We start from the raw sequence: 21,637 nt of genomic DNA, 5'->3' as shown, positions 1-21,637 counted from the left end.
TCACAATGTTCGACTTCACGGCGCGTCCCCTTGCCGGGAAGAAAGGGATTATTCTCGGCATCGCAAACGAGCATTCCATCGCCTATGGTTGCGCTCAGGTTTTTCGCGGGCTCGGCGCCGAGATCGGCGTAACGTATACCAATGACAAGGCGAGACCATCTGTCGAGCCACTTGCCAGGGCTCTCGAAGCTTCCATTGTCGAGCCGTGCGACGTGAGAGTGCCGGGGCAACTGGAGCATGTATTCCAGGTCGCTGAGCAAACCTGGGGAAGCCTCGATTTTGCGCTGCATTCGATTACGGCGGCCCCAAAGCAGGATCTCCACGCTCCGCTCTCTCAGTGCTCTCGCGGTGGCTTCCTGCAAACGATGGAAGTTTCCTGCTATTCCTTCATACGGATGGCGCATCTTGCGGCTCCGATGATGCACGATGGGGGCACCATCCTGGCGATGAGCTACTATGGGGCAGAGAAAGTCATCGAGCACTACAACGTGATGGGGCCGGTCAAGGCCGCCCTGGAAGGCGCAGTGCGCTATCTCGCTTCGGAGCTCGGCCCGCGCGGAATTCGCGTGCACGCAATCTCGCCAGGCTCGGTCATGACGCGCGCTGCCTCGGGGATCGAGGAGTTCGACGAATTGCTGGAATACGTCGCGGCGCTTGCACCCGCGCACCGTCTCGTGACTATCGACGACGTCGGCGCGGCCGCGGCGTACCTCGCGACCGACTACGCTAGGCTCATGACGGGAGGAACCATCTACGTCGATGGAGGGTACCATATCGTCGGCTAGCAGCCGCCAGGCTCCAGGACAGCGGTACTGACGGACCGGAGCGGCCGCTGCGCGGTCACCCGGGACAACTTCAATTCGCAGGACGGTACGCGGGTAGATCGGGCGAGCAACCGGATTGATTTCGGTCAACGAGCCTCAGCTCACTGCAGAATATATGATGAGCATCCTCGCGCTCACTGAAGACGCGCTATTGGCTTCCATCATGGAGAACGCAAGTGGCCCAATTCCTTGACCAACTCCAGGTTCTAGCCCCGCCAAAAATACTCGATGAATTATCCGGACGGGTGAGCAAGGTGGCGCCGACAACTATCGGTGAGCATGTGCGTATTTGGGAGAAATCTGTTCCGCCGAACGCAGTCAGTGAGTATGTGCGCGACTTCTGGCAGAGGTCCATTCTGTTCCTGGACATCCTGCGCGAACGCGGCAATCAGCATGAAGACATGTTCGCGCACGGGGTGAGTTCGGTCCTGATGTATGACAGCGAATTGGTGATGCGCGGCGACGAGCTGTCCCATCCGGTCAACTACTCGCTGCTGCGCATTATTCCCCCGGAGGGCGTCGAGATCGACGCCCGCAAACGTCCGGTCTTCGTGATAGATCCGCGCGCCGGCCAGGGCCCCGGAATTGGCGGCTTCAAACAGTTGAGCGAAATCGGCGAGGCATTCAGGGCCGGGCATCCTGTCTACTTCGCTGCCTTTACGGCTACTCCAGTGGAGGGGCAGCGAATTGAGGACGTCGCACGCGCATTTACCGTCTTCATTGAGAAGGTCGCCGAACTGCACCCGGACGCCCTCGGCAAGCCTTTCGTGTTCGGCAATTGCCAAGCCGGCTGGCACGCGATGATGGCCGCTTGCATGCGTCCCGACGTGGTCGGACCCATGGTGCTTGCTGGAACGCCGCTGTCTTACTGGGCCGGGGTGCGTGGCAAGAATGCCATGCGCTATCTCGGCGGCTGGTATGGCGGAAGCTGGCTCGATCGCATGATGAGCGATATGGGAGGCGGCATCTTCGATGCCGCCTGGCTGGTCGGCAACTTCGACAATCTCAACCCCGCGAACACGTTCTGGACTAAGCAATACAATGTCTGGGTCAATCCGGAGCAGGAGAAGGACCGCTATCTGCAGTTCGAGAAGTGGTGGGGAGATTTTGTCGTGTTGCGTGGCGACGAGATGCAGTGGATGGTCGACAATCTCTTTATCGGCAACAGATTCTCGACTGGCCAGATCGTCACCAGCGACGGCACTTGTCTCGATATGCGTGAGATCAAGACCCCTATCGTCTGCTTCTGCTCGCACGGTGATAACATCACGCCACCACAGCAGGCGCTCGACTGGATTCTCGACAACTACCAAAGCGTGGAGGAAATCCAGCAATGCGGACAGAGGATCTTTTATGCCATCGATCCCAAGGTCGGCCATTTGGCCATTTTCGTCGGCACCCAGGTGGCCGCAAAGAACCATGCAGAGTTCATCAACAACATGGAACTCATCGATGCAATGCCCCCGGGACTCTACGAGATCGTGATCACGGCGAAGCCGGGCTCGGATGCCCCCACCCCGGGAAAGGCTGTCGACTTCGATCTGTCCATCGAGAACCGCACTCTCGACGACATCCGCGCGCTGGGCTGCAACTCGGGTCAGGACGAGCGGGAATTCGCTGCTGCCGCACGCATTTCGGATCTCAACAACGCCCTCTATCAGACATTCCTGCAGCCATGGATTAAGATGGCGAGCGGTCCACAGGTTGCGGCCGCGGTTGTTGAGCTGAATCCGCTGCGGCTTGGCTATTCGCTCCCGTCTGACAGGAACCCGGTGATGCGAGGAGTAGCATCAGCCGCAGACTATGTCAGAGCGCAGCGCACCCCCGCATCCAGCGACAACCCCCTCCTCGCGGTGCAGCAGAACTTCTCGAAATCAATGGTGGACGCGCTCAATCTCTACCGTGACCTGCGAGACGAAATGGTCGAGCGCAGCTTTCACGCGGTCTACGGCTCGCCCTTGGTCCAGGCAGCGTGTGGGATCTCTGTCAATGACGGTTCGCCCCGCCCGCGGCCCGGAACGCTGCCCTTTGTTAGGGCTGCAGCCGAGAACGAGAAGCTTCGTCTGAAGGGACGGATTGCTCAGGGTAACGTGTTCGATGCTGCGGCACGGGTGTTGGTCTATATCGGCAAGGCCCAGCATCGGATTGACGAGCGCACATTCGATTCCCTGCGCAAGCTGCTTCTGGCATACCCGGAAGTCTCCGAGGCCGATTTCAAGGCGACCTTGCGTGAACAGTGGGCCATCCTGGGCGTGGACGAACGCGCTGCAATTGAGGCCCTGCCGCGGCTCCTGCCCGCGGATGCGGCGGCACGTCGCGCTTTCTCCGACTTGCTCCACGAAACCGTTGCATCGATCGGCAAGCTCCGCCCGGATGCGCAGAGGCGATTAGGCCAGGTCTTAGAGCTTCTGACCGATGACGCTGCCGGGCTGCATCCCGAAAACCGGGGTGAGGCGCGGACAAATCGAAGCCCGGCAAGTCTGGCCGGCTGAAACGTTTAATGGATGCGAACGGCACGCCACGCTGCCGTCTCCGTGGAGTCGTCACATGAGAAGCGTCTCTGTGGAAGAAGCGGTCGCGATGATCCCCGAGGGCGCGACGATCATGGTCGGCGGATTCATGGCCGTCGGCACGCCAGAGCGACTGGTCGATGAACTGGTCAGACAGCACAAGTCGCGGCTAAACTTGATCTGCAACGACGCTGGGATTCCCGGCGAGGGTGTCGGAAAACTGATCGACGCTGGCCTGGTGTCGACCCTGACGGCGAGCCATATCGGTCTCAACCCAAAGGCCCAACAGCAGATGTTGGCCAAGCAGATCTCGATTGATCTTGTGCCGCAGGGCACGCTGGTGGAGCGCATCCGCGCCGGGGGCTGCGGGCTTGGGGGCGTGCTGACGCCCACAGGCGTCGGAACGATTGTCGAGGAAGGCAAGCAAAAGCTGCAGCTCGGCGGCAAGACCTTCCTGCTCGAGACCAGTTTGCGCGCAGACTTCGCCCTGATTGATGCATTCGTTGCCGATCACCTGGGTAACCTGACTTACGTGCTCACTGCGCGCAATTTCAACCCCGTGATGGCGATGGCCGCTGACAAAGTGATTGTCACCGCTGAAAACATCGTTCCCGTCGGCGTGATCCCACCGGATCAAGTCATCACCCCGGCGCCGCTTGTCGACTATCTCGTAACCAACGGATGACCCATGGACGCACAATCGCTGATCGCACGGCGCGTTGCGCTCGAACTTCGATCCGGAGATCTCGTCAATCTCGGAATTGGGATCCCGACCCTCGTGGCGAACTACGTTCGGCCGCGTCTCCAGGTATTCTTCCAGTCGGAAAACGGCTTGATCGGCGGCGCGCCGGTCCCTGAGCACGGCATGGCCCATCCTCTCTTGACCGATGCCGGCGGGCGTCCGATCAGCGCTCTGCCAGGCGCCTGCACCTTTGACAGCGCGATGTCGTTCGGTTTGATCCGCGGCGGGCACGTCACCATCAGCGTGCTCGGCGCACTCCAAGTCGATGCCGAAGGTCACCTCGCCAACTGGATGATTCCGGGCAAGATGGTGCCAGGCATGGGAGGCGCCATGGACTTGGTGACAGGCGCCAAGCGGGTGATTGTGTCGATGCAACACGCGGCAAAGGGGGCATCGAAGATAGTGCGGAAATGCACATTGCCGCTCACCTCCGCACGCTCGATCGATCTCGTCGTCACTGATCTTGCCGTCATCGGATTTCCCGACGGACGCATCACGCTACTGGAAACCGCGCCCGGTGTGAGTGTTGCGCAGGTGATTGCTGCGACCGAAGCTGATCTGTTCATCCCCAACGACGTACCGGAAATGAAGCTCTAGATTCGAGGCATTCAAAATGAGCTTGTCGGGCCATGGGGACCTGTGACGTTGATTCCGACACCACGGTTGCGGGCCTCGTCGTGCCTACAGAGCAGTTGGCCTGACCTGCCGTAACCGGGGCGGCGCGCAAATTTGATTGGCGGTGTTCGAGGAAAGGCATGAACAAGACGCAACGAGCGCAAGCTTCACGATCAATCGTTCGTGCTCCACTTTGGCCAGCTCGGCGAACTGAAGCCGCGAGCTCCCAGGCAGCGTCCCTCATTGAAGGGACACGGATCAGGATGAGCCGACTCGGTATGGCGCATTGCCCGCGATATGCGGAGAGGACGGGCTTCGTCATCGGCCGCAGCCGCCAAAACAACAGTATTCGGGTCCAGTTTGACGGTTACAAGTCTCCTGTATCCTTGCACCCGGACTATATCGATCATATCCCGCCTGCGGAGACGTGACTGCGATTTAGCTCCTTCAGAAGAAGGATCGTCTGTGCGGCACCATCTACGCCATCCAACGGACATTCTTGTTGGGCCGCTCCAGCAGAAATTCGAACCCGCCCTATATCTCGGCGCCTTAAGCTCCAGCACGAGATCAATGCTGTTTGCGATCGTCAGACGATTGCTTGACATGAATCAAGGGCCTTTCCCCTCTTTCACGTAGGGTGACTGGCGTCAATAGCACTGCACAAGCCGAGTTCGCGTGAAAGCCCCTCGTGCATTTCGTCAAATCGAGTTAGCGGGAGAACATCGTGCCTGCAGATCCTGGATCGTCGCGCGACTTTGGATCGCTGCGAGAGAAGTCTGAGAAACTGTTGGCCGGCCGGCCATCTGTTCGCTTCGTATCCGCCATTGCCGTTGCGGCTTGTATGGCCGCACTGGTGACGGCATCCGCGCTGGGCGTTTCTGATCACGTTCTCTTGGTCGCCAGGGCCAACGCGCAAGGTAAGCCGCCCAAGCCTATTGAAGATGCAAAGAAAGCGGTCGAAACGCTGATCAATCACCTGCGCGGCCGCGACATGCCCGAAGGGATCGTGAAGACCAACGGCCGTATCGAAGCGACGCAGGTGGACGTAGCGGCGAAATACGGTGGCCGACTGGCGACGCTGACTGTTGATGAGGGCGACGAGGTCACGGCGGGGCAAGTGGTCGGTACCCTCTCGTCACCGGAAACCGAAGCCCAGCTGCGCGCCGCACAGGCGCAGGTGCTGAAGGCAAAACAAGCCAACGCGGAAGCCGTCGCGCTGATCGCGCAGCGCAACAGCGATTTGACATTCTCCAGGACGGACTATGAGCGCGGAAAGACCCTGCTGCAAAAGGGGGATATCGCGCAGCAGGTCGTCGACCAGCGACGCAACAGGTTCGAAGCGGCCGACGCGGCTTATGTTGCCGCTACCGCTCAGCGTGAGCAAGCTGAGGCCTCGATCAAGTCAGCCGAGGCCGACGTTGAACGGCTGCAATCCGTTCTGGTCGACCTCGTTCTGGTATCGCCGAGGAGCGGACGCGTGCAGTACCGGTTGGCGCGAGCCGGAGAGGTGATCTCCCCCGGCCAACGCATTCTGACGATTCTCGATCTGAATGACGTTTACATGACGATCTATTTGCCAGCAGAACAGGCTGGCAGACTTACCATCGGCGACGAGGCCCGAACCATTCTCGATCCGATCCCGCAATATGTTCTGCCCAACACTGTGAGCTTTGTAGCCACCGAGGCACAGTTCACACCCAAGAGCGTCGAGACGACGGAGGAGCGGGAGAAGCTGATGTTCCGCGTGAAGCTCCAGGGCGACCCCAAGGTATTGGATCAATATCACAGGTCTGTAAAAACCGGCGTGCGCGGTCTCGCTTTTGTCCGCACCGACCCCAAGACTGCCTGGCCCAAAGAGCTCGAGGTTAAGCTTCCGCAATGACGGATACCGTTGTCGCCAGGGTCGAACACGTCACGCACCGCTACGGCAAGGCGTTCGCGCTGAACGATCTCACGCTCGAGATTCCTGCCAATTGCATGGCCGGATTGATTGGCCCCGACGGCGTCGGTAAATCCACCTTGCTCGCCCTTATTGCGGGCGTTCGCAAAATTCAGACCGGCAAAGTCATGGTGCTCGATGGCAACATGGCGGATGAGCACCATCGCCGGGCGAGCTACGGGCGCGTCGCCTACATGCCGCAAGGGCTCGGGCGCAATCTCTACCCGACGCTCAGCGTGTTCGACAACATCGATTTCTTCGGCCGCCTGTTCGGCCAGGGCACCACCGAGCGTCGCACCCGCATTGACGAGCTGCTGAAGGCCACCGGGCTGGACCCGTTCGGCGATCGTCCATGCGGCAAGCTATCGGGCGGCATGAAGCAGAAGGTCAGTCTCTGCTGCTCGCTCATGCATGATCCGGATCTCCTCATCCTCGATGAGCCGACGACGGGCGTCGATCCGCTCTCGCGGCGGCAGTTCTGGGAGCTGATCGATTCCATTCGTGCGCGGCGGCCGCAAATGAGCGTGATCGTCGCAACGGCCTATATGGACGAGGCGGGCCGGTTCGACTGGCTGGCCGCCATGGATGACGGCAAGGTAATCGCGCATGGCGCGCCGACGGAAATCCTGGCCAAGGCGAACAAGAGCACGCTGGACGACGCCTTCATTGCCCTGCTGCCGCCGGAAAAGCGGGGCCAGCATCAGGACGTCGTCGTGCCACCCCGGGCCGAAAGCGATGACAAGACGCCAGCGATCGAGACGGAAGGGCTGACGCGCCGGTTCGGCGATTTCGTCGCCGTCGATCATGTAAGCGTTCAGATCGGACGCGGTGAGATCTTCGGGTTCCTCGGCTCGAACGGCTGCGGCAAAACCACGACCATGAAGATGATGACGGGGCTGCTGCCGGTGACCGAGGGTTCGGCCAAGCTGTTCGGCAAGCCGATGACCGCCGACGACATGGAGGCGCGCCAGAACGTCGGCTACATGTCGCAGGCATTCTCGCTCTATAGCGAGCTGACGGTGCGGCAGAACCTCGAACTGCATGCGCACCTTTACCACCTGCCTGCAAATGAGGTCGAAGGCCGGATCAAGGAACTACTGGAAAAATACGACCTCAAGGATGTACACGACGCCAAGCCGGAGAGCCTGCCGCTTGGCGTCAAGCAGCGGTTGCAGCTTGCGGTGGCCGTGCTGCACCGACCGCTCATGCTCATTCTCGACGAGCCCACCTCGGGTGTCGATCCGGTCGCCCGCGACGCGTTCTGGCGCACGCTCGTCGACCTGTCGCGCAACGACGGGGTCACCATCTTTCTGTCGACCCACTTCATGAACGAAGCCCAGCGCTGCGACCGCATCTCGTTGATGCATCAGGGGCGGGTTCTTGCCGTCGGTGCGCCGACGGAACTTGTCAAGCAGCGCAACAGCGCTTCTCTGGAGGATGCCTTCATTTCCTATCTTGAGGAGGCAGGCGGAGCCAGCAAGGAAAAAGGCTCCGAGCCGCCAAAGCCGGCGACGGCGCCAGCCGAGCAGGCGGAGCCGACTGGGCTGGCAGCATCAGCCACACCCACGCCATCCCGCTCGTCCAGGCGGTTTGACCCCGGACGCCTATGGGCTTATGCGCGGCGCGAAACCATGGAGCTCTTACGCGATCCCTTCCGGCTGGCTTTCGCCTTCATCGGTCCCGTCATCATGATGTTTGCCATGGGCTATGGCATCACGTTCGACGTCGAGAATCTGAAGTACGCGGCCTTCGATCAGGACCGGACCCCGGAAAGCCGCAGGCTGCTCGAAAGCTTCTCGGGTTCGCGCTATTTTGCCGAACGGCCTCCGATCAGTTCCACGGCGGAGCTCGAACGGCGCATGAAGAGCGGAGAGGTCTCCGTCGCCGTCGAGATCCCTGCCGGGTTCGGTCGGGATTTGGCGAGCCTGCGATCGCCCGAAGTCGCCTTCTCGATCGACGGTGCGATGCCATTCCGCGGCGAGACCGCGAAGGGTTATGTGAACGGCCTGCTGCTGCGTTATGAGCAGGATCTTATCACAGAGCGCTTCGGCCCCAACGTACCCTCCAGCGTCTATCTGGGACGGGTCAATCTCGAAAACCGCTTCCGCTACAATCAGGCCTTCAAGAGCGTGTTCTCCATGGTGCCAAGCGTGGTGGTGATCATGTTGATCCTGATCCCGGCCATCATGGCGACCATCGGCGTCGTTCGCGAGGTCGAGACCGGCTCGATCGCCAATTTTCGGTCCACCCCCATCAGCAAGCTCGAATTCCTCCTGGGCAAGCTATTCCCCTACGTGGTCGTGGGGATGCTGGCCTTCGTGCTGCTGGTGCTGATGGCACTGGTGGTTTTCCAGGTCCCGGTCAAAGGCTCTTTCGCGGCGCTTGCGCTCGGCGCTTTGATCTACGTTGTCTCCACTTGCGCTTTCGGGCAGCTCATCTCGACGTTCACAAAGACCCAGGTTGCGGCCGTGTTCGCGACCACGGTTCTCTCGATTATTCCGACGGTGAACTTTTCGGGTCTGCTCGTGCCCGTGTCATCCCTCACCGGCGCGGGAAGGTTCATTGGCTTGATGTTTCCGGCTGCCTGGTTTCAGCCAATCAGCGTCGGCACCTTCACCAAAGGGCTCAATTTTTCCGAACTCAGCTTCAACGCGCTCGTTCTTTTGTTATTCGCGGTGGGTTATTTGACCGCCGCCCACGTATTCCTGAGGAAACAAGAGAGCTAGACATGTCGACAAGTCAGGCGGCCGATCCAACTGAACGGGCAAAGCCGAAAGCGTTGACAAAGCGGTCGGGTTCCGATCGGCTCGCGAAGCTGCGGCTGCACCTTGGCAATATCTACCGGCTCGTGATCAAGGAGTTGCGTAGCTTCCGCTCCGACCCGATCATGCTCTTGCTCGTCGCCTATTCCTTCACCATTGCGATCCACGCGGCCGCCACCGGCGCCTCGACCGAAGCTACCAACCTTTCCATTGGAATCGTCGATGAAGACCATTCCGATCTCTCGCGCGGCATTACCGATGGCCTCACGCCGCCCACCTTCAGGCGGGTCATCCAACTGGCCCCGACGGAAATCGACCCGGCGATGAACGCGCAACGTGTTCTCTTCGTCATCGAGATCCCCACACAGTTCGAGTCCGACATTCTCTCGGGGAAGCAGCCCACTGTCCAAATTGATATCGATGCCACCGCGGCGGCTCAGGCCTTCAATGGCATGACTTACATCCAGAACGTCGTCATCGGCTATGTCACAGACTTCGTTACAAGACGTGAAGGAATGGCTGCCGCCCCCGCCAAGGCCGTTACCAAGGTAAAATTCAACCCCAATTTGAAGTCGAGCTGGTTCACCTCTGTAATGCAGATCATCAGCAACTTGACCATGATAACCGTTATGCTCACGGGCGCTGCGCTCATTCGCGAGCGCGAGCAGGGTACGGTCGAGCACCTGCTCGTGATGCCTGTGGTTCCCATCGAGATCATGCTCGCGAAGATCCTGGCGAATGGCATTGTCATTGTGGCTTCTACCGCCCTGTCCCTGCTGTTCGTGGTGCAATGGTGGTTGCAGGTGCCGATCACGGGATCGATACTTCTGTTTCTGGCCGGATCATGTTTTTACGTGATCTCGGTCGCGGCCCTCGGCATTGCGCTCGGCACCATCGCATCGACGATGGCCCAGTTCGGCCTGCTCTCGATACCGGTGCTGCTGGTGATGATGCTGCTGTCCGGCTCCACGACGCCACTGGAAAGCATGCCTGTCTGGTTGAAATACGTCATGCTGGTCATCAGCCCGACGCCGCATTTCGTGATTTTCGCTCAGGATGTCATTTACCGGGGAGCCGATGCTTCCATTGTGTGGCCAGAGATCGTCGCAATGGCCGCTATTGGGAGCGTCTTCTTTGCGATAGCCCTGTATCGTTTCCGCCGGGTCATCTTCAGCGGTTAGGCAGGCCCGGACGCCCTGCACTTTGGGAACGATCGGCCTTCAGTTAACCGGATTTCGACCCTCGTGGGGGAGAACCGAGCCGGCGCAATGGGCAATTCCTCAGCTTCTTCTTTTGCGAGCAGCCGCAACATTTCAAGGCCGAATTCGCCTTCCTGAGGCGACTTTATGTACTTTATCTCTCCACGCTGACTTTGCAGCGCTTCGGCGATCGCCAGGGCTTCTCTGGCTGTCGTCGCATCCTTTGCCGCGAGGGCATGCGTGTCCCTGCCTGCGAAAACAATAGTGTACAGCATCTTGTCTGTCCCTTCCATCTGCTGGCCGGTGCCCCACGAACCGGCGGACCCGCCAGTCGGAGTTTCCGACGCTAATTCCTGCTTTTGCTGCCGCAAATCTACGAGCGCAACTTTATGCGCCGGTCGGCGGCGTCCGCAGGTGTTCGAACACCTTTGCCGCCTCGCCCCAGGACCGGGACCGGGATTGCTGCGCGAACTCGGAATTGCACTTGATGAGTTCGGCAAGGTCCGCGCAGTCAGCGAGCCTCTGCAGATAATCAGCAGGATCCTGCAGGCGGGACGCGGTGAATCCTAGCACCTGTTTTGTTACAGCGGCGTAGCCACTCTTTGGGGCGGTGTTGAACGAGCACAGCCTGCAACGAAAAGTTACCCCTCTCGGAACCGGTATTTTGCAACCTGACCTAGCTTGGGTACGAAAAGTTACGGTTGGAGCCGAGTAGTGAAGTGAGCAAACTCTTCGGTCGGTCGATCAACCGCGATGCACTAATCAGCAATGAAATTCCGCTGATGCGGTATTTCGTCCTTACCGGTGGAGCATTGCTCGCGCTGCTCTTTGCCACCGACGCCATAATCGGGCGACAGCCTGCGATGGATAGCGGTAATTCCCGCCCCCCGCACCCCAGGATCCGCATCCACTCCGAACTGAGGGGACCGGAAGCTGTTGTCATCAATACAAGCCAGCCCATTGTTGTGCCGACACCAACCCCACCCGATGATACAGGAAAGGCTGTCGCCGCGCAGGATCCCCAGGTAGCCGAAAACCTCGGTCAGCTGGCCTCCCCCTCCATGAAGGAAACCGATGGAAAAGAGCAAAGCAAGGCGAGCCCCCAGCCGCAGCCGCGCAGCAATGTCGGCAAGGCTCGCATCAAGCGGCGGCCGATGTCCTACGCCCAGCGCCCTGATGTGAGACCGTTCGACGGCCGCTGGACATTTGACCAAGGGGACGCGCGCGTCCGCGATAGCTTCGCGCAGTTGGTTCCCCGTCAACCGAGGCAACGCGGCACAAAACGCGAGGCTGCTTGGACTCGAACCGAGCATGCGCAGCGTCCGCAGTCGGGATGGTTTGATACCGGCTGGTAAGCGCTTTCCGCCCTTTGTGCCGTCGAACGCCGATCGACCTATTTGCCGAAGCCGCGAAGCTCGGTCCGACAGATTTCAGTGAACTCACGAAGGATATCCAATTTTTCATCGACGGTTGGACGCTTTTTGAGGTCGAATTGCGGAGCATAGTAAGTTCCGACGATTTGCTGCATGACCTGTTCGGCGGCCTCGACCGTTCTCTTCGATGCAAACAGCCGCAACTTCCCCATCGTCGCGTAGAGCGGGATGATCTGCGACGGATCGATCTCGGTTCGCTGCAAGGCGTCAATGAAGGCCTTGGAGACGAGATCGATGAACTCGACAAAGAGTCGCTCGCGCCGGGCGACCTCCTGTGCGCGCTGCCTGGCCTCCTCTTGATGGCGCTGCGTCAACCAAGTCGTTGCGAGCGATGCAAATGCGCCGATCGCGGATCCAAGCAAGGCAGACAGCGCAGATATGTAGGCTGGGTTCATGGCAATTGGCCATCCTCGCAAAGATCGGCAGCGCCAAACGTTGCTGTGCGCGATCGAAAACTATCCACTACCGAGATTAGCGCGCTCAGCCGCGAGGGCTTGACGTGAATCAATTAGCCGGAACCGGGCCGAGCCTCATTGTCACGGAGACGACCACTGCAAAGGATGAAATTGGAGGTACCCGCGAAATCCCGCTGGAGGACTTGGACCGAGAGCGGCCGGCCGTCGACGTCCGGACGCCATGCCCCGCGGCCTCCTGATCGGTGCCACTCAACCGGCTTCGCCAGTCGCTCTCTGGTCGGTGTACTTGTAGAAGCCTTCGCCGGATGTGCGGCCCAGCTTGCCCTGGTCGATGTAGTGTTGCTTGAGCCACGCGCCGGCAGCACGGCTCTTCTCGTTGCCCGAAACGGTGTTGACGTTGTAGATGGTAGCCAGCCCGATCATGTCCATGACCTCGCACGGGCCCTGCGGCATGCCGCTGGCGATGCGCCAGGTCTTGTCGATCGTCGCGGGCTCGGCGACGCCATCCATCAGCAGGTACTCGGCCGCGTCCATCCACGGGGTCAAAAGCGAGTTGAGGACGTAGCCGCGCTGTTCCTTGTGAACCTCGATCGGCTCCATCCCGATTTGTCGCGCGAAGCCGACGACGGCCTGGTAAATGTCGGGATCGGTGCCGGCGTGCCCCATGATCTCGGCGGTGTTGTGCTTCCAGATCTGGTTCGCGAAATGCATCGCCAGAAAGCGGTCCGGCCGGCCGGTCGAGTCCGCAAGCTCGCTCGGCAGCAGCATCGAGCTGTTGCTGGCGAAGATCGTCCCCTGGGGCGCGACGCGTCCAAGCTGGACGTACACCTCGCGCTTGAGGGCCAGCTTCTCCGTGACGCACTCGATGACCAGGTCGGCGTAGCGCGCCGCTTCCGCGAGGTCGGTCGTGTAGTCGATCCGTGCCAGTGCGGCGCGCGCCGGCCCACCGGCAGCGCCGTCCACCTCTTGCTCGTAAATCGCGGCAAGCTGCTCCAAGCTGTTCTTAGCAGTGTCGAGCCGCTCATCGCTGATGTCCCAGGCGGTGACCGGAAAACCGGAATAGGCAGTCTGGTAGGCGATCTGGGAGCCGAGCACACCCGTCCCCAGGACGGTTACGTTTTCGAAGTGGCGTTTGATGCCCGTCATCTAGTTCTCCCTTCTCCACTCACTCTCCGCCACGACTGCGGAGATGCAAACAAAGAGCTCGGCCCCATCGCCGAAACCATGATGTCGGGTCGTGATCCAGTGGACCGCGTTGTTGGGCATGCGATTGAGGAAGATCGCTCAGTTCGCGAGCCCGCACGGCAAGCCCTGGGCGCAGGTCACGGCCCCGTGGGAGGGCGGCTCTGATTGTCGGCACTGGATTGCCCAGACCATCAAACTTGATACCGCGCTCTGCCAAGAACAACTTGATGCAGATCAAGACTGAGCAGCCAGAACGTTAGACAATCGATAGCCGTCGACCAGAAGGGAAAGAGACGTCGATGACGATCTATTCCGGCCCGGTCTTTGAGATGGCTGCAGATCAGCTCACGGTGGTTGCTGATCACCTCAACATTCCTATGGATGAGCGTGACCGCCTGCTGATGCCGAAGCGATCGATCACGGTGTCCTGTCCGATCCGCCGCGATGACGGTACCATCGCGGTCTTCGAAGGCTACCGCGTGCAGCACCATCTCACGATGGGCCCGACGAAGGGCGGCACGCGTTTTTCGCCCTCGGTCGATATCGGCGAAGTGGCCGCTTTGGCGATCTGGATGACCTTGAAGTGCGCGCTGGTCGGGCTGCCCTACGGTGGCGCCAAGGGGGGAGTCAGAGTCGATCTTACGAAGATCTCCAGGCGCGAGCTGGAAGCACTGTCGCGGCGCTACATGCAGGAGATGATACCCTTCGTCGGGCCGCACATTGATGTGATGGCGCCGGACATGGGGACTGACGAACAAGTCATGGCCTGGTTCATGGACACCTATTCGATGTATCGTGGCCAAACAGTCACCGAGATCGTAACCGGTAAACCGGTGGCATCAGGTGGTACGGTCGGCCGTCGAGAAGCTACCGGGCGAGGTGTTGCCCATCTGGCCAAGCGGGTGATGAGCCAACTCGCAATTGATGCAAGCAATGCAACGGCCGTGATCCAGGGCTTCGGCAATGTCGGCTCCTACGCGGCTCAGGAGCTGCACCGCTTCGGCCTGAAAGTTATCGCGGTCAGCGATCATACCGGCGCGCTGCATGATTCTCGCGGTCTCGATATACCGGCGCTGATGCGGCACGCCGGCACTCGTGGAAGCATCGCAGGCTTCTCCAAAGAAATGGAGTTCGATCCGTCTCAAATTCTCACGCTGCCCTGCGACGTGCTCGTGCCGGCTGCCATTGAGCGTGTCATCGACGCAGAGGCCGCAGAGAATCTGACGTGCCGGATCCTTGCTGAGGGCGCCAACGGCCCAACTACGCCGGAAGCGGATCTGGTGCTGCAGAACCGTAAGCCGGAGATTTTTGTCCTCCCTGATATCCTGTGTAATTCCGGCGGCGTGGTGGTCAGCTATTTCGAGTGGGTGCAGGACCTGCAACAGCTCTTCTGGGAGGAAGAAGAGGTTATGCGGCGCGAATACCAGCTCCTCGATCGCGCTTTCGAACGAATGCTCGCGCGCGCGAAAGCCGAGAAGATTTCAAACCGAATCGCGGCCATGGCAATCGCCGTAGAAAAGGGACGAACCGCTATGAATCTGCGCGGACTTTTTCCGTGATCGCAGAAGGGCCGGCCGCCGTCGGCGGATAGCGTCGGCGAGCACGTTCCTGGTCTATCGCGATCTTGAGTTAGGTCAAAAAGGATCGGGATTCACGTGCTATCGGATGTCTTGATTTGTATGGGAGCACCAGCCATGACCGCAATTTCATCACCCGCCTCCGACTGCGCAGAATGGTTGCCGGTCTCGGTAACGCCGCCCGCGGGAGAAGATCTCGAGCTATGCGTGATGGACTACGATGAAATCGTGATTCCGCTTTCGTACCCGTGCCACAGGACTGGAGCCGATTTCGTTGATGCTTTCAACAGGACGCGCATCGATATTCAGCCGACCCACTGGCGCAAGTGGACGGGGCAGCGCTTGGCGGCAACGGAGACGGGCAGGCCGGACCAAAGCAGCACGCATTTCTATTCGAACTGGGCGAAGGAGCGGGTCGACGAAATGGATGCCGTTCTTGCTTCCATTGAGGTCGAGGCAAACAAGGCCAAGGGCGACTCCAAGATCAACGAATTTCTTGTCGACTTGAAGAACAGGCGCGATGAATTCGGTAAATTGCTGAAGACGCGCATCCAATCAGGCGGCGGCGCCTGGGCGCACGCAGAGGCGGATCTGGAGCGGCAATGGGCCGGGCTCGAAGCGCAGGTGAGGAATTATTTCGAAAGTGTCGGTGCGCAGCTAGAGCACCAGCATGATACGTTCAAGAGCATTGCCGCCGTGCAGGCGAAGGCTTGGCATGATGCTGCCGAAAAGCTCCATGACGCCGCCACAAAGATTGTTGATGCGAGGCGAGCCGATGTCGATACGGCCGTCAAGCAGATGAAGTCGGACGCGGCGGAAGCCGGGGCGCGGCTTCAGAGACTGAAGCATGCGGGAACGGAATCCTGGTCAGTGTTGAGCGCGGCGTTGGCGGAATCCCGCAAGGCGTTTGATGAAGCCAATCACGTCGCGTGGAAAGCACTCAAAGGAACCGCTTCTCCGAAAGGCTGAACGCTTCGCGGTCGGGCGGGGTTTGGTCGAAGGTGAGCTGCTTGCAGTTCGGCAAAATCGCTCGCTTCCCGCACCTTCAACTCTCGCGCGCAATACGCTTGTGAAAATGTCGGCCCTAATCCACCCAGAATGCAGAAAGGTAGCGGCGGACGCCCTTGTAATCCAGGACGACCAGAGGCTCGTAATCTGTCCTTTCAGAATCCCTCACGAGAAAATTCGTCAAGTTGTCCGGAAGGAACCACTCGCCTTCAATCAGGGCGGCAAGACGACCTTCGCCCGCATGGCCGGCCAGTTGCACTATCTCGCGATGGCGATATGGCGCGGTACGGCGGCAAAGGCCTGCTCAAGGCGGTCACTCACGTCAATGACATCATTCGGGATCGCCTGGTGGGGATGGCTGCCGTCCCTCAGGAAGCTATCGACAAGACATTGATCGTGCTCGGCGGCACCGAAAACAAGAGCAAGCTGGGCGCGAACGCGATCCTCGGTGTCTCGATGGCTATCGCGCGCGCCGCGGCTTCGGCAGCAGGTGTACCGCTCTACCGCTATCTGGGCGGCGCCTCGGCAACGCGGCTCCCCATCCCCATGATGAACGTCATCGACGACGGCCAGCATGCGCAGAATTCGCGCGACTTCCAGGAATTCATGATCGTGCCCCCATGGCGCGCCAACTTTCGCCGAAGCCCTCCGCTACGGGGCCGAGACCTTCCACGCGCTCAATGACCTCCTACACAAGGCTGGTCACTCGACCGCTGTCGGCGACGAGGGAGGCTTCGCTCCGAACTTGAGGACCATTGAGGAGACCCAGTGCGCCACATTTTCCGGCAGCTGACACTTCGCGCGCTCAGAATGTGCATCCATCGACGAGAACGCACGCAGCCGAGATTTGACGCAGGTCAACACGAACCGGGCCAAGCCAATAAATGATGAGGTTATTAGCCAACGGAGATGATCATGTCGGAGCAGAGCGGTGTGCACTTCTACCTGAATTGGGCCAAGGAGCGGATCGACGAGATGGACGCTGCGCTGGCTTCATTCGAGGTCAAAGCCGGTGAGGCCAAGTCCGATTCCAAAGTGAAGGCCGATGAGATCCTCGCCGATCTGAAGAAGCGCCGCGACGAATTCCAGGCGCAGCTCAAGACGCAAGCGGAAGCCGGCGAAGCCGCTTGGGCGCGCAGCAAAGCGGAGCTAGAAAAGCAGTGGGCCGTGTTCGAGGCGCAGATGAAGACCTACTTGGAAAGCGCCGGCAAGCAGGTCGAGCAGCAGCAAGCCACGTTCAAGGACATTGCCGCGGCGCAAGCAAAGGCTTGGCGCGCGGCGGCCGACAAGTTCCGTGAAGCAGCCGGGAAAGTCGCCGCGTCTCACACCGGTGACTTCGATGGGGCGCTCAAGCAGATGAAAGCCGACGCGTCCGAGGCGGAAGCGCGCCTGCAGAAGCTGAAGCAGACAGGCAGCGAGTCCTGGTCCGTGCTGAGTGGAGCGCTCGCCGAATCCCGCAAGTCGTTCGATCAAGCCAACCAGGCGGCCTGGAATGCCTTGAAGGGCGCGAAGAACTGAGATTGGTCGAACAGCGGCTCGGGAGAGGTAGATGGCGAGCGATGTCGTGGTTTCGCGCGAGTTGAAGTCGTTGCAGGACGAGCTTGCGAGCACCAAGAAGGAGAAGGATCGGAACGCGAATGCCGACCGAACCGTGCCGACGACAGCGGCGGCAGAACCGGTGAGTCCGACTGCCGCTTCATCCATGCCATCGGACGAAGCCGAACTGCAGGGCTACCTGCGCCAGCTCGCCGAGGAGGTCACCGATCTGTTTGGCGAGGCCGAGAAGAGCATCTCGGCCCACCCAACCCAGAGCGTTGCTGGCGCACTCGTCCTCGGCATCTTGATCGGCCGCCTGCACGGCAGGCGCTAAGGAGTCGAACTATGATCGATCATCTTCTACGCGATCTTCAGGTTCTCCGCAAAGCGGACATGCTGATCGGAAAGATCTGGCTCAACGTGTTGGCGCGCCGACTGGGATTATCCATGCTGGCAGCCTCGATCGGCGTGTTCGGGCTCGGCATGGCGAATGTCGCGGGCTACAACGCTTTGCAAAGCCCGTTGGGAGCGGTGTGGGCAGCGGGCGTGATCGCGTTGGCGGACTTTGCGATTGCAGCGATTGTACTGTTGATCGCTGCAAGATCCCGTCCGGGGCCGGAGATCGAACTGGCATTCGAAGTTCGCAAGACGGCGCTGGACTCGATCTACGAGGACGCGCGCGATCTCAAGCTGACGATCGACACGATGGGTCAGGAGATCAGGAACGTGAAACAGAGCATGACTGCGCTTGTACACAATCCTCTCGACGTCGCGGCGGAAAAGCTGCTCCTACCCGCCGCCCTATCGGTCCTGAGAGGGCTTCGGTCGAAGAAGGAGCATTCGTGAGGACACGAGTGGCGGTGACGGCATTCGGCCCACCTTAGCGAACCCAAATGCGCTAAATCGTAAGTCGGCGTGCAAAATCGTGCAAATGGCGGAGAGAGTATGCTTCCGGCTTGGTTGCGGGGACCTGCAACCATCTTTACTTGCTATTTCGAGCCGCCGCATAGGTCAGGCTCGCAACCCTTCACCCTCTGAAAAACCGTTGCTTTTGGCAGGAGTAGGCCAAGCCAAGCTCATTTCCCACAACGTGACGGCGGGGCCGCGCCCTCTTTCATTGCCAGTTTGGAGTGGCTGTTGCCCTCCGAAGGCAAAGGTCACACGTTCGAATCGTGTCGGGGGCGCCTCTCGCACCGCGTGCGGGAGCGCGTTGCTCCGCGTGGGGCAAGCCGAGATGTGCTCATGTCGCCCGTTCCTCGCAGGCTCGCTCTCTTCATCGACGGCGCCAACCTGCATGCCACCTCGAAGATCCTGAGCTTCGACATCGACTACAAGCGACTGCTGACCGAATTCCAGAGCCGCGGCTCGTTCGTTCGGGCGTTCTACTACACCGCGATCATTGAGGATCAGGAGTTCTCCTCCCTCCGGCCTCTGGTCGACTGGCTGGACTACAACGGATACACGGTCGTGACCAAAGCCACGAAGGAGTTCGTCGACCCCTACGGACGCCGGAAGTTAAAGGGCAACATGGATATCGAGCTCGCGGTCGATGCCCTGAGCCTCGCCGAACAAATCGACGAAATGGTGCTGTTTTCCGGCGACGGCGACTTCCGCTCTCTGGTCGAGGCGGTGCAGCGTCGCGGCGTCCGAGTCACCGTGGTCTCGACCATTTCCAGCCAGCCGCCGATGATCGCCGATGAGCTTCGGCGACAAGCCGACGTCTTCATCGACCTGATGGAGTTGCGATCCAAGCTCGGCAGGGACCTCTCGGAGCGGCCACCCTCGCGCGAGCGCGCCGTGCCCCCCGCCGCAGGACAGCATGTTCAGCGGCGCGCCCGCCCGGTTCGGGCGCCCGACGAAAGCGACGATCTCAATCCCTAGATCGGCTCGTGCGCCATTTGACTTGCGTGCCAGTTCCGTGCCTCACCCAATCGCCGCGTTCGTGCTTTGAGCGCCGGGAAATTTCCCAGGATTGTGGACTACAGCAGCGATCAGCACCGCAGAATCGCTCAGTCGCCTATGCCAGTCAACACACCTTCGGGGCGGCCCGGCTGGACATTTGATTCATAGTTGACGGTGCTGCCGGTGTGCCGAAGGCCACCCCAAGCAGATAGAATGATGGCCGCTCTCGTCGGCAAAAACGCGTCGCCACAGCCAGGATTGGCTGCTCGGAGCTTCAGCAAGATAGACAACAGAGAACTGGCAGGCACTCCTGGACGATCTCATGCCAAGCTCCACCCATGTGTCAGACGGAAGGCGGCATTTCGATGCGATCGGCTGACGGAAGATAGCAGGGACGGTTGAGGGAAGATCTTGCTCGGTGCGAAAAACCGCGGGATGCGGGCGAGCTCAAGGTGCTGAAAACGTACTGAATCAGAGTTCGTTGGACTGTTCTGAATAGCGCGCCATTCAGAATAAAACTACGAGTATGTAATTGAAATAGCTTTGTAAACGCTACGGCATGCCGGGTAAACGCTAGGGCATGCCGGCAAGAAGCAGCAAAGCCCTGTTCTCATGCCATCGCAGCGTGCTTACTCGCCCTTCATATTCGATAACACCCCTGCCGGCACCGAGACCACATTGGGCATCCCCCAGGCTGTCGACATCTTGATCTCACGGGACGACCAAAAGAAGCTTTGCGTCAATACATTGCTAACCACTGCTACGACCCGACCCTCGCAGTCGAGCACCGGCGCGCCCGAGGAACCGTGATCGATAACCAAGCGGTTGTCACCTTCATACATTTCAAGCAGCGCCATGCCGGCCAGCTTTCCCCCTGTGGCCCCGAAATGAACGAACCTCCCTTGCACGACGCGAAGATGGCCCCCCGGATAAGCGAGAGTCACGATGCGCTCCTCCGGCGCCAGCGGCTCTGTGCGGATCTGGACGCCTCGCGCGTTGGAAAAAGCCTGTTGCAGCTCTATGACGGTCAGCCGTTCTGTCGTATCTCCGACGACCTGCTGAATGGGCGCCGCGACGAACTGATGGCTATCCCGAGCGGAAATCTCGAGCAGCTTCCAGTCCTCGGTGGTAAGCTTCATCGCCCTCGTCACGTGCTCGGCCGTCACGATGCTCGTCGGGGACAAGAACCAGCCAGACGCCCGGATACTAATGACGTCGGAGTGCTCGCCACGTTCCGCGTCATCGAAGTGCCGGGTGATACTGGCGGACGAACGGGCAAGCTGCGCCGGATCAATGCATGCCGCATTTGCCGGAAGGCAGCCCAAGCCGAGGATAGCAAGTAGTGCAGCGCCAACAGGGTTAAACATCGGGACAAAAATCCCTTCGGTGGCAGCAGAGATTACCTGCCGCTGCGGTGAAGCACGGGGCGAACTGCTTATCCGAAGCTGTTCGGGAAAGCCGACGGCGTCGGCGCCCAGGGGCCGCTCTGATTGCAAGCCCGTTCGGACCGATCGATCAACACGGGCAAAAACAGGACGTTCCTAGTCAAATCGCGTCTGGGCGCCGCCCCATCCTCGGCGCATGCCATCACGAACAGCGCCTCACCCGATCGACCAGATTAGAACAATGCCAAACCGCTTCGCGATGAGCGGCTGGGCAGTTCGCAGTTTTTGCCGGATCCGCATAGTCCCCGATGAGCCTCACGGGAGCCGAGCATCCAAACCCGCATAGTCGGCAGTCTCCGGATGCCGGATACTGTCTGGAAGTTGTCCGCCGATCGGCCTGAAGCGGGGCATCATGGCACAAAGCGCTACAGTCAAGCTCAGCAATCCGGACGACTATGCTGCCGTCTTCGGCGATTGCCATATGAAGCTCACGATAACAGCTGCCGGAGACTTCGAGGCGCGACTGATACGACTGAAACTGAACGATCTGGAGCTCTACCACTGTCGCGAAACTCTGCCGCGTATCGCGTACTTCTCGCTCCCG

18 protein-coding genes, 1 tRNA gene and 2 pseudogenes are annotated in these 21,637 nt (G+C 60.1%); 16 read left to right on the top strand and 5 right to left on the bottom strand.

The genetic code is table 11. From position 1 onward, the window contains the following. Positions 1-5: 5 nt before the first annotated feature. The 7 genes from fabI (at position 6) to QA642_RS16925 (ending at position 10,573) form a co-directional block, all read left to right on the top strand. The gene (fabI, locus tag QA642_RS16955; RefSeq protein WP_283085649.1) at positions 6-785 is read left to right on the top strand and encodes an enoyl-ACP reductase FabI; all 780 of its coding nucleotides are present in this window, start codon (positions 6-8) and stop codon (positions 783-785) included. A 215-nt stretch (positions 786-1,000) separates the two neighbouring features. Further along, complete coding sequence (locus tag QA642_RS16950; protein WP_283085648.1) at positions 1,001-3,316, top strand: DUF3141 domain-containing protein; 2,316 nt, start codon at positions 1,001-1,003, stop codon at positions 3,314-3,316. Between the two features lie 55 nt (positions 3,317-3,371). Further along, a complete protein-coding gene (locus tag QA642_RS16945) occupies positions 3,372-4,019 on the top strand; it encodes a 3-oxoacid CoA-transferase subunit A (protein WP_283085647.1) in 648 nt (215 codons plus the stop codon). Positions 4,020-4,022: 3 nt separating this feature from the next. Beyond that, complete coding sequence (locus QA642_RS16940) at positions 4,023-4,673, top strand: 3-oxoacid CoA-transferase subunit B (protein ID WP_283085646.1); 651 nt, start codon at positions 4,023-4,025, stop codon at positions 4,671-4,673. 742 nt (positions 4,674-5,415) lie between these two features. Continuing rightward, positions 5,416-6,573 carry an HlyD family efflux transporter periplasmic adaptor subunit gene (locus tag QA642_RS16935; RefSeq protein WP_283085645.1) on the top strand — a complete coding sequence of 386 codons (1,158 nt, stop codon included), beginning with the start codon at positions 5,416-5,418 and terminating at the stop codon, positions 6,571-6,573. Further along, positions 6,570-9,356, top strand: a complete 2,787-nt coding sequence (gene rbbA / locus QA642_RS16930; RefSeq protein ID WP_283085644.1) for a ribosome-associated ATPase/putative transporter RbbA — start codon at positions 6,570-6,572, stop codon at positions 9,354-9,356. The genes QA642_RS16935 and rbbA overlap by 4 nt, the downstream gene beginning before the upstream one ends. Positions 9,357-9,358: 2 nt before the next feature. Beyond that, positions 9,359-10,573 carry an ABC transporter permease gene (locus QA642_RS16925; protein ID WP_283085643.1) on the top strand — a complete coding sequence of 405 codons (1,215 nt, stop codon included), beginning with the start codon at positions 9,359-9,361 and terminating at the stop codon, positions 10,571-10,573. Here the strand turns inward: QA642_RS16925 and QA642_RS16920 are convergent. Then, positions 10,570-10,866 carry a hypothetical protein gene (locus tag QA642_RS16920; protein ID WP_283085642.1) on the bottom strand — a complete coding sequence of 99 codons (297 nt, stop codon included), beginning with the start codon at positions 10,864-10,866 and terminating at the stop codon, positions 10,570-10,572. The genes QA642_RS16925 and QA642_RS16920 overlap by 4 nt on opposite strands. Positions 10,867-11,310: 444 nt before the next feature. Between QA642_RS16920 and QA642_RS16915 the strand changes: the two genes are divergently transcribed. Next, on the top strand, positions 11,311-11,946 hold the full coding sequence (locus tag QA642_RS16915) for a hypothetical protein (protein WP_283085641.1): 636 nt from the start codon (positions 11,311-11,313) through the stop codon (positions 11,944-11,946). Between the two features lie 38 nt (positions 11,947-11,984). Here the strand turns inward: QA642_RS16915 and QA642_RS16910 are convergent, their stop codons facing one another. The 3 genes and pseudogenes from QA642_RS16910 to opgC form a co-directional block, all read right to left on the bottom strand. Continuing rightward, complete coding sequence (locus tag QA642_RS16910; RefSeq protein ID WP_283085640.1) at positions 11,985-12,419, bottom strand: hypothetical protein; 435 nt, start codon at positions 12,417-12,419, stop codon at positions 11,985-11,987. 270 nt (positions 12,420-12,689) lie between these two features. Then, the gene (locus tag QA642_RS16905) at positions 12,690-13,586 is read right to left on the bottom strand and encodes a 3-hydroxyacyl-CoA dehydrogenase (RefSeq protein WP_283085639.1); all 897 of its coding nucleotides are present in this window, start codon (positions 13,584-13,586) and stop codon (positions 12,690-12,692) included. 39 nt (positions 13,587-13,625) lie between these two features. Beyond that, positions 13,626-13,791, bottom strand: a pseudogene (gene opgC / locus QA642_RS16900) (OpgC domain-containing protein); the annotation flags it as partial. A 133-nt stretch (positions 13,792-13,924) separates the two neighbouring features. Here opgC and QA642_RS16895 point away from each other — a divergent pair. From QA642_RS16895 to QA642_RS16860, 8 genes and pseudogenes are all read left to right on the top strand, one after another. Continuing rightward, entirely contained in the window at positions 13,925-15,184 is a 1,260-nt protein-coding gene (locus tag QA642_RS16895; protein ID WP_283085638.1) for a Glu/Leu/Phe/Val dehydrogenase, read from the top strand. Positions 15,185-15,319: 135 nt separating this feature from the next. Then, entirely contained in the window at positions 15,320-16,171 is an 852-nt protein-coding gene (locus QA642_RS46545) for a hypothetical protein (RefSeq protein ID WP_349253849.1), read from the top strand. Between the two features lie 315 nt (positions 16,172-16,486). Then, a pseudogene (gene eno / locus QA642_RS16885) lies at positions 16,487-16,958 on the top strand (phosphopyruvate hydratase); the annotation flags it as partial. 167 nt (positions 16,959-17,125) lie between these two features. Further along, positions 17,126-17,728 (top strand): hypothetical protein, encoded by a 603-nt coding sequence (locus QA642_RS16880; RefSeq protein ID WP_283085637.1) that lies wholly within the window; start codon positions 17,126-17,128, stop codon positions 17,726-17,728. A gap of 31 nt (positions 17,729-17,759) precedes the next feature. Next, on the top strand, positions 17,760-18,080 hold the full coding sequence (locus QA642_RS16875) for a hypothetical protein (protein WP_283085636.1): 321 nt from the start codon (positions 17,760-17,762) through the stop codon (positions 18,078-18,080). Positions 18,081-18,091: 11 nt separating this feature from the next. Next, the gene (locus QA642_RS16870; protein WP_283085635.1) at positions 18,092-18,592 is read left to right on the top strand and encodes a hypothetical protein; all 501 of its coding nucleotides are present in this window, start codon (positions 18,092-18,094) and stop codon (positions 18,590-18,592) included. 273 nt (positions 18,593-18,865) lie between these two features. Next, a tRNA-Ser gene (locus QA642_RS16865) sits at positions 18,866-18,930 on the top strand. Positions 18,931-18,988: 58 nt separating this feature from the next. Next, positions 18,989-19,627, top strand: a complete 639-nt coding sequence (locus QA642_RS16860) for an NYN domain-containing protein (RefSeq protein WP_283085634.1) — start codon at positions 18,989-18,991, stop codon at positions 19,625-19,627. A gap of 650 nt (positions 19,628-20,277) precedes the next feature. On the opposite strand, the gene QA642_RS16855 is transcribed toward QA642_RS16860, so the two are convergent. Beyond that, positions 20,278-21,015 carry a serine protease gene (locus QA642_RS16855; protein ID WP_283085633.1) on the bottom strand — a complete coding sequence of 246 codons (738 nt, stop codon included), beginning with the start codon at positions 21,013-21,015 and terminating at the stop codon, positions 20,278-20,280. Positions 21,016-21,637 lie beyond the last annotated feature (622 nt).

Source organism: Bradyrhizobium sp. CB2312 (assembly GCF_029714425.1).
Classification (GTDB): Bacteria; Pseudomonadota; Alphaproteobacteria; order Rhizobiales; family Xanthobacteraceae; genus Bradyrhizobium.
The sequence above is the reverse complement of the archived record's forward strand: the minus strand, read 5'-3'. Positions and strand labels throughout refer to the sequence as shown.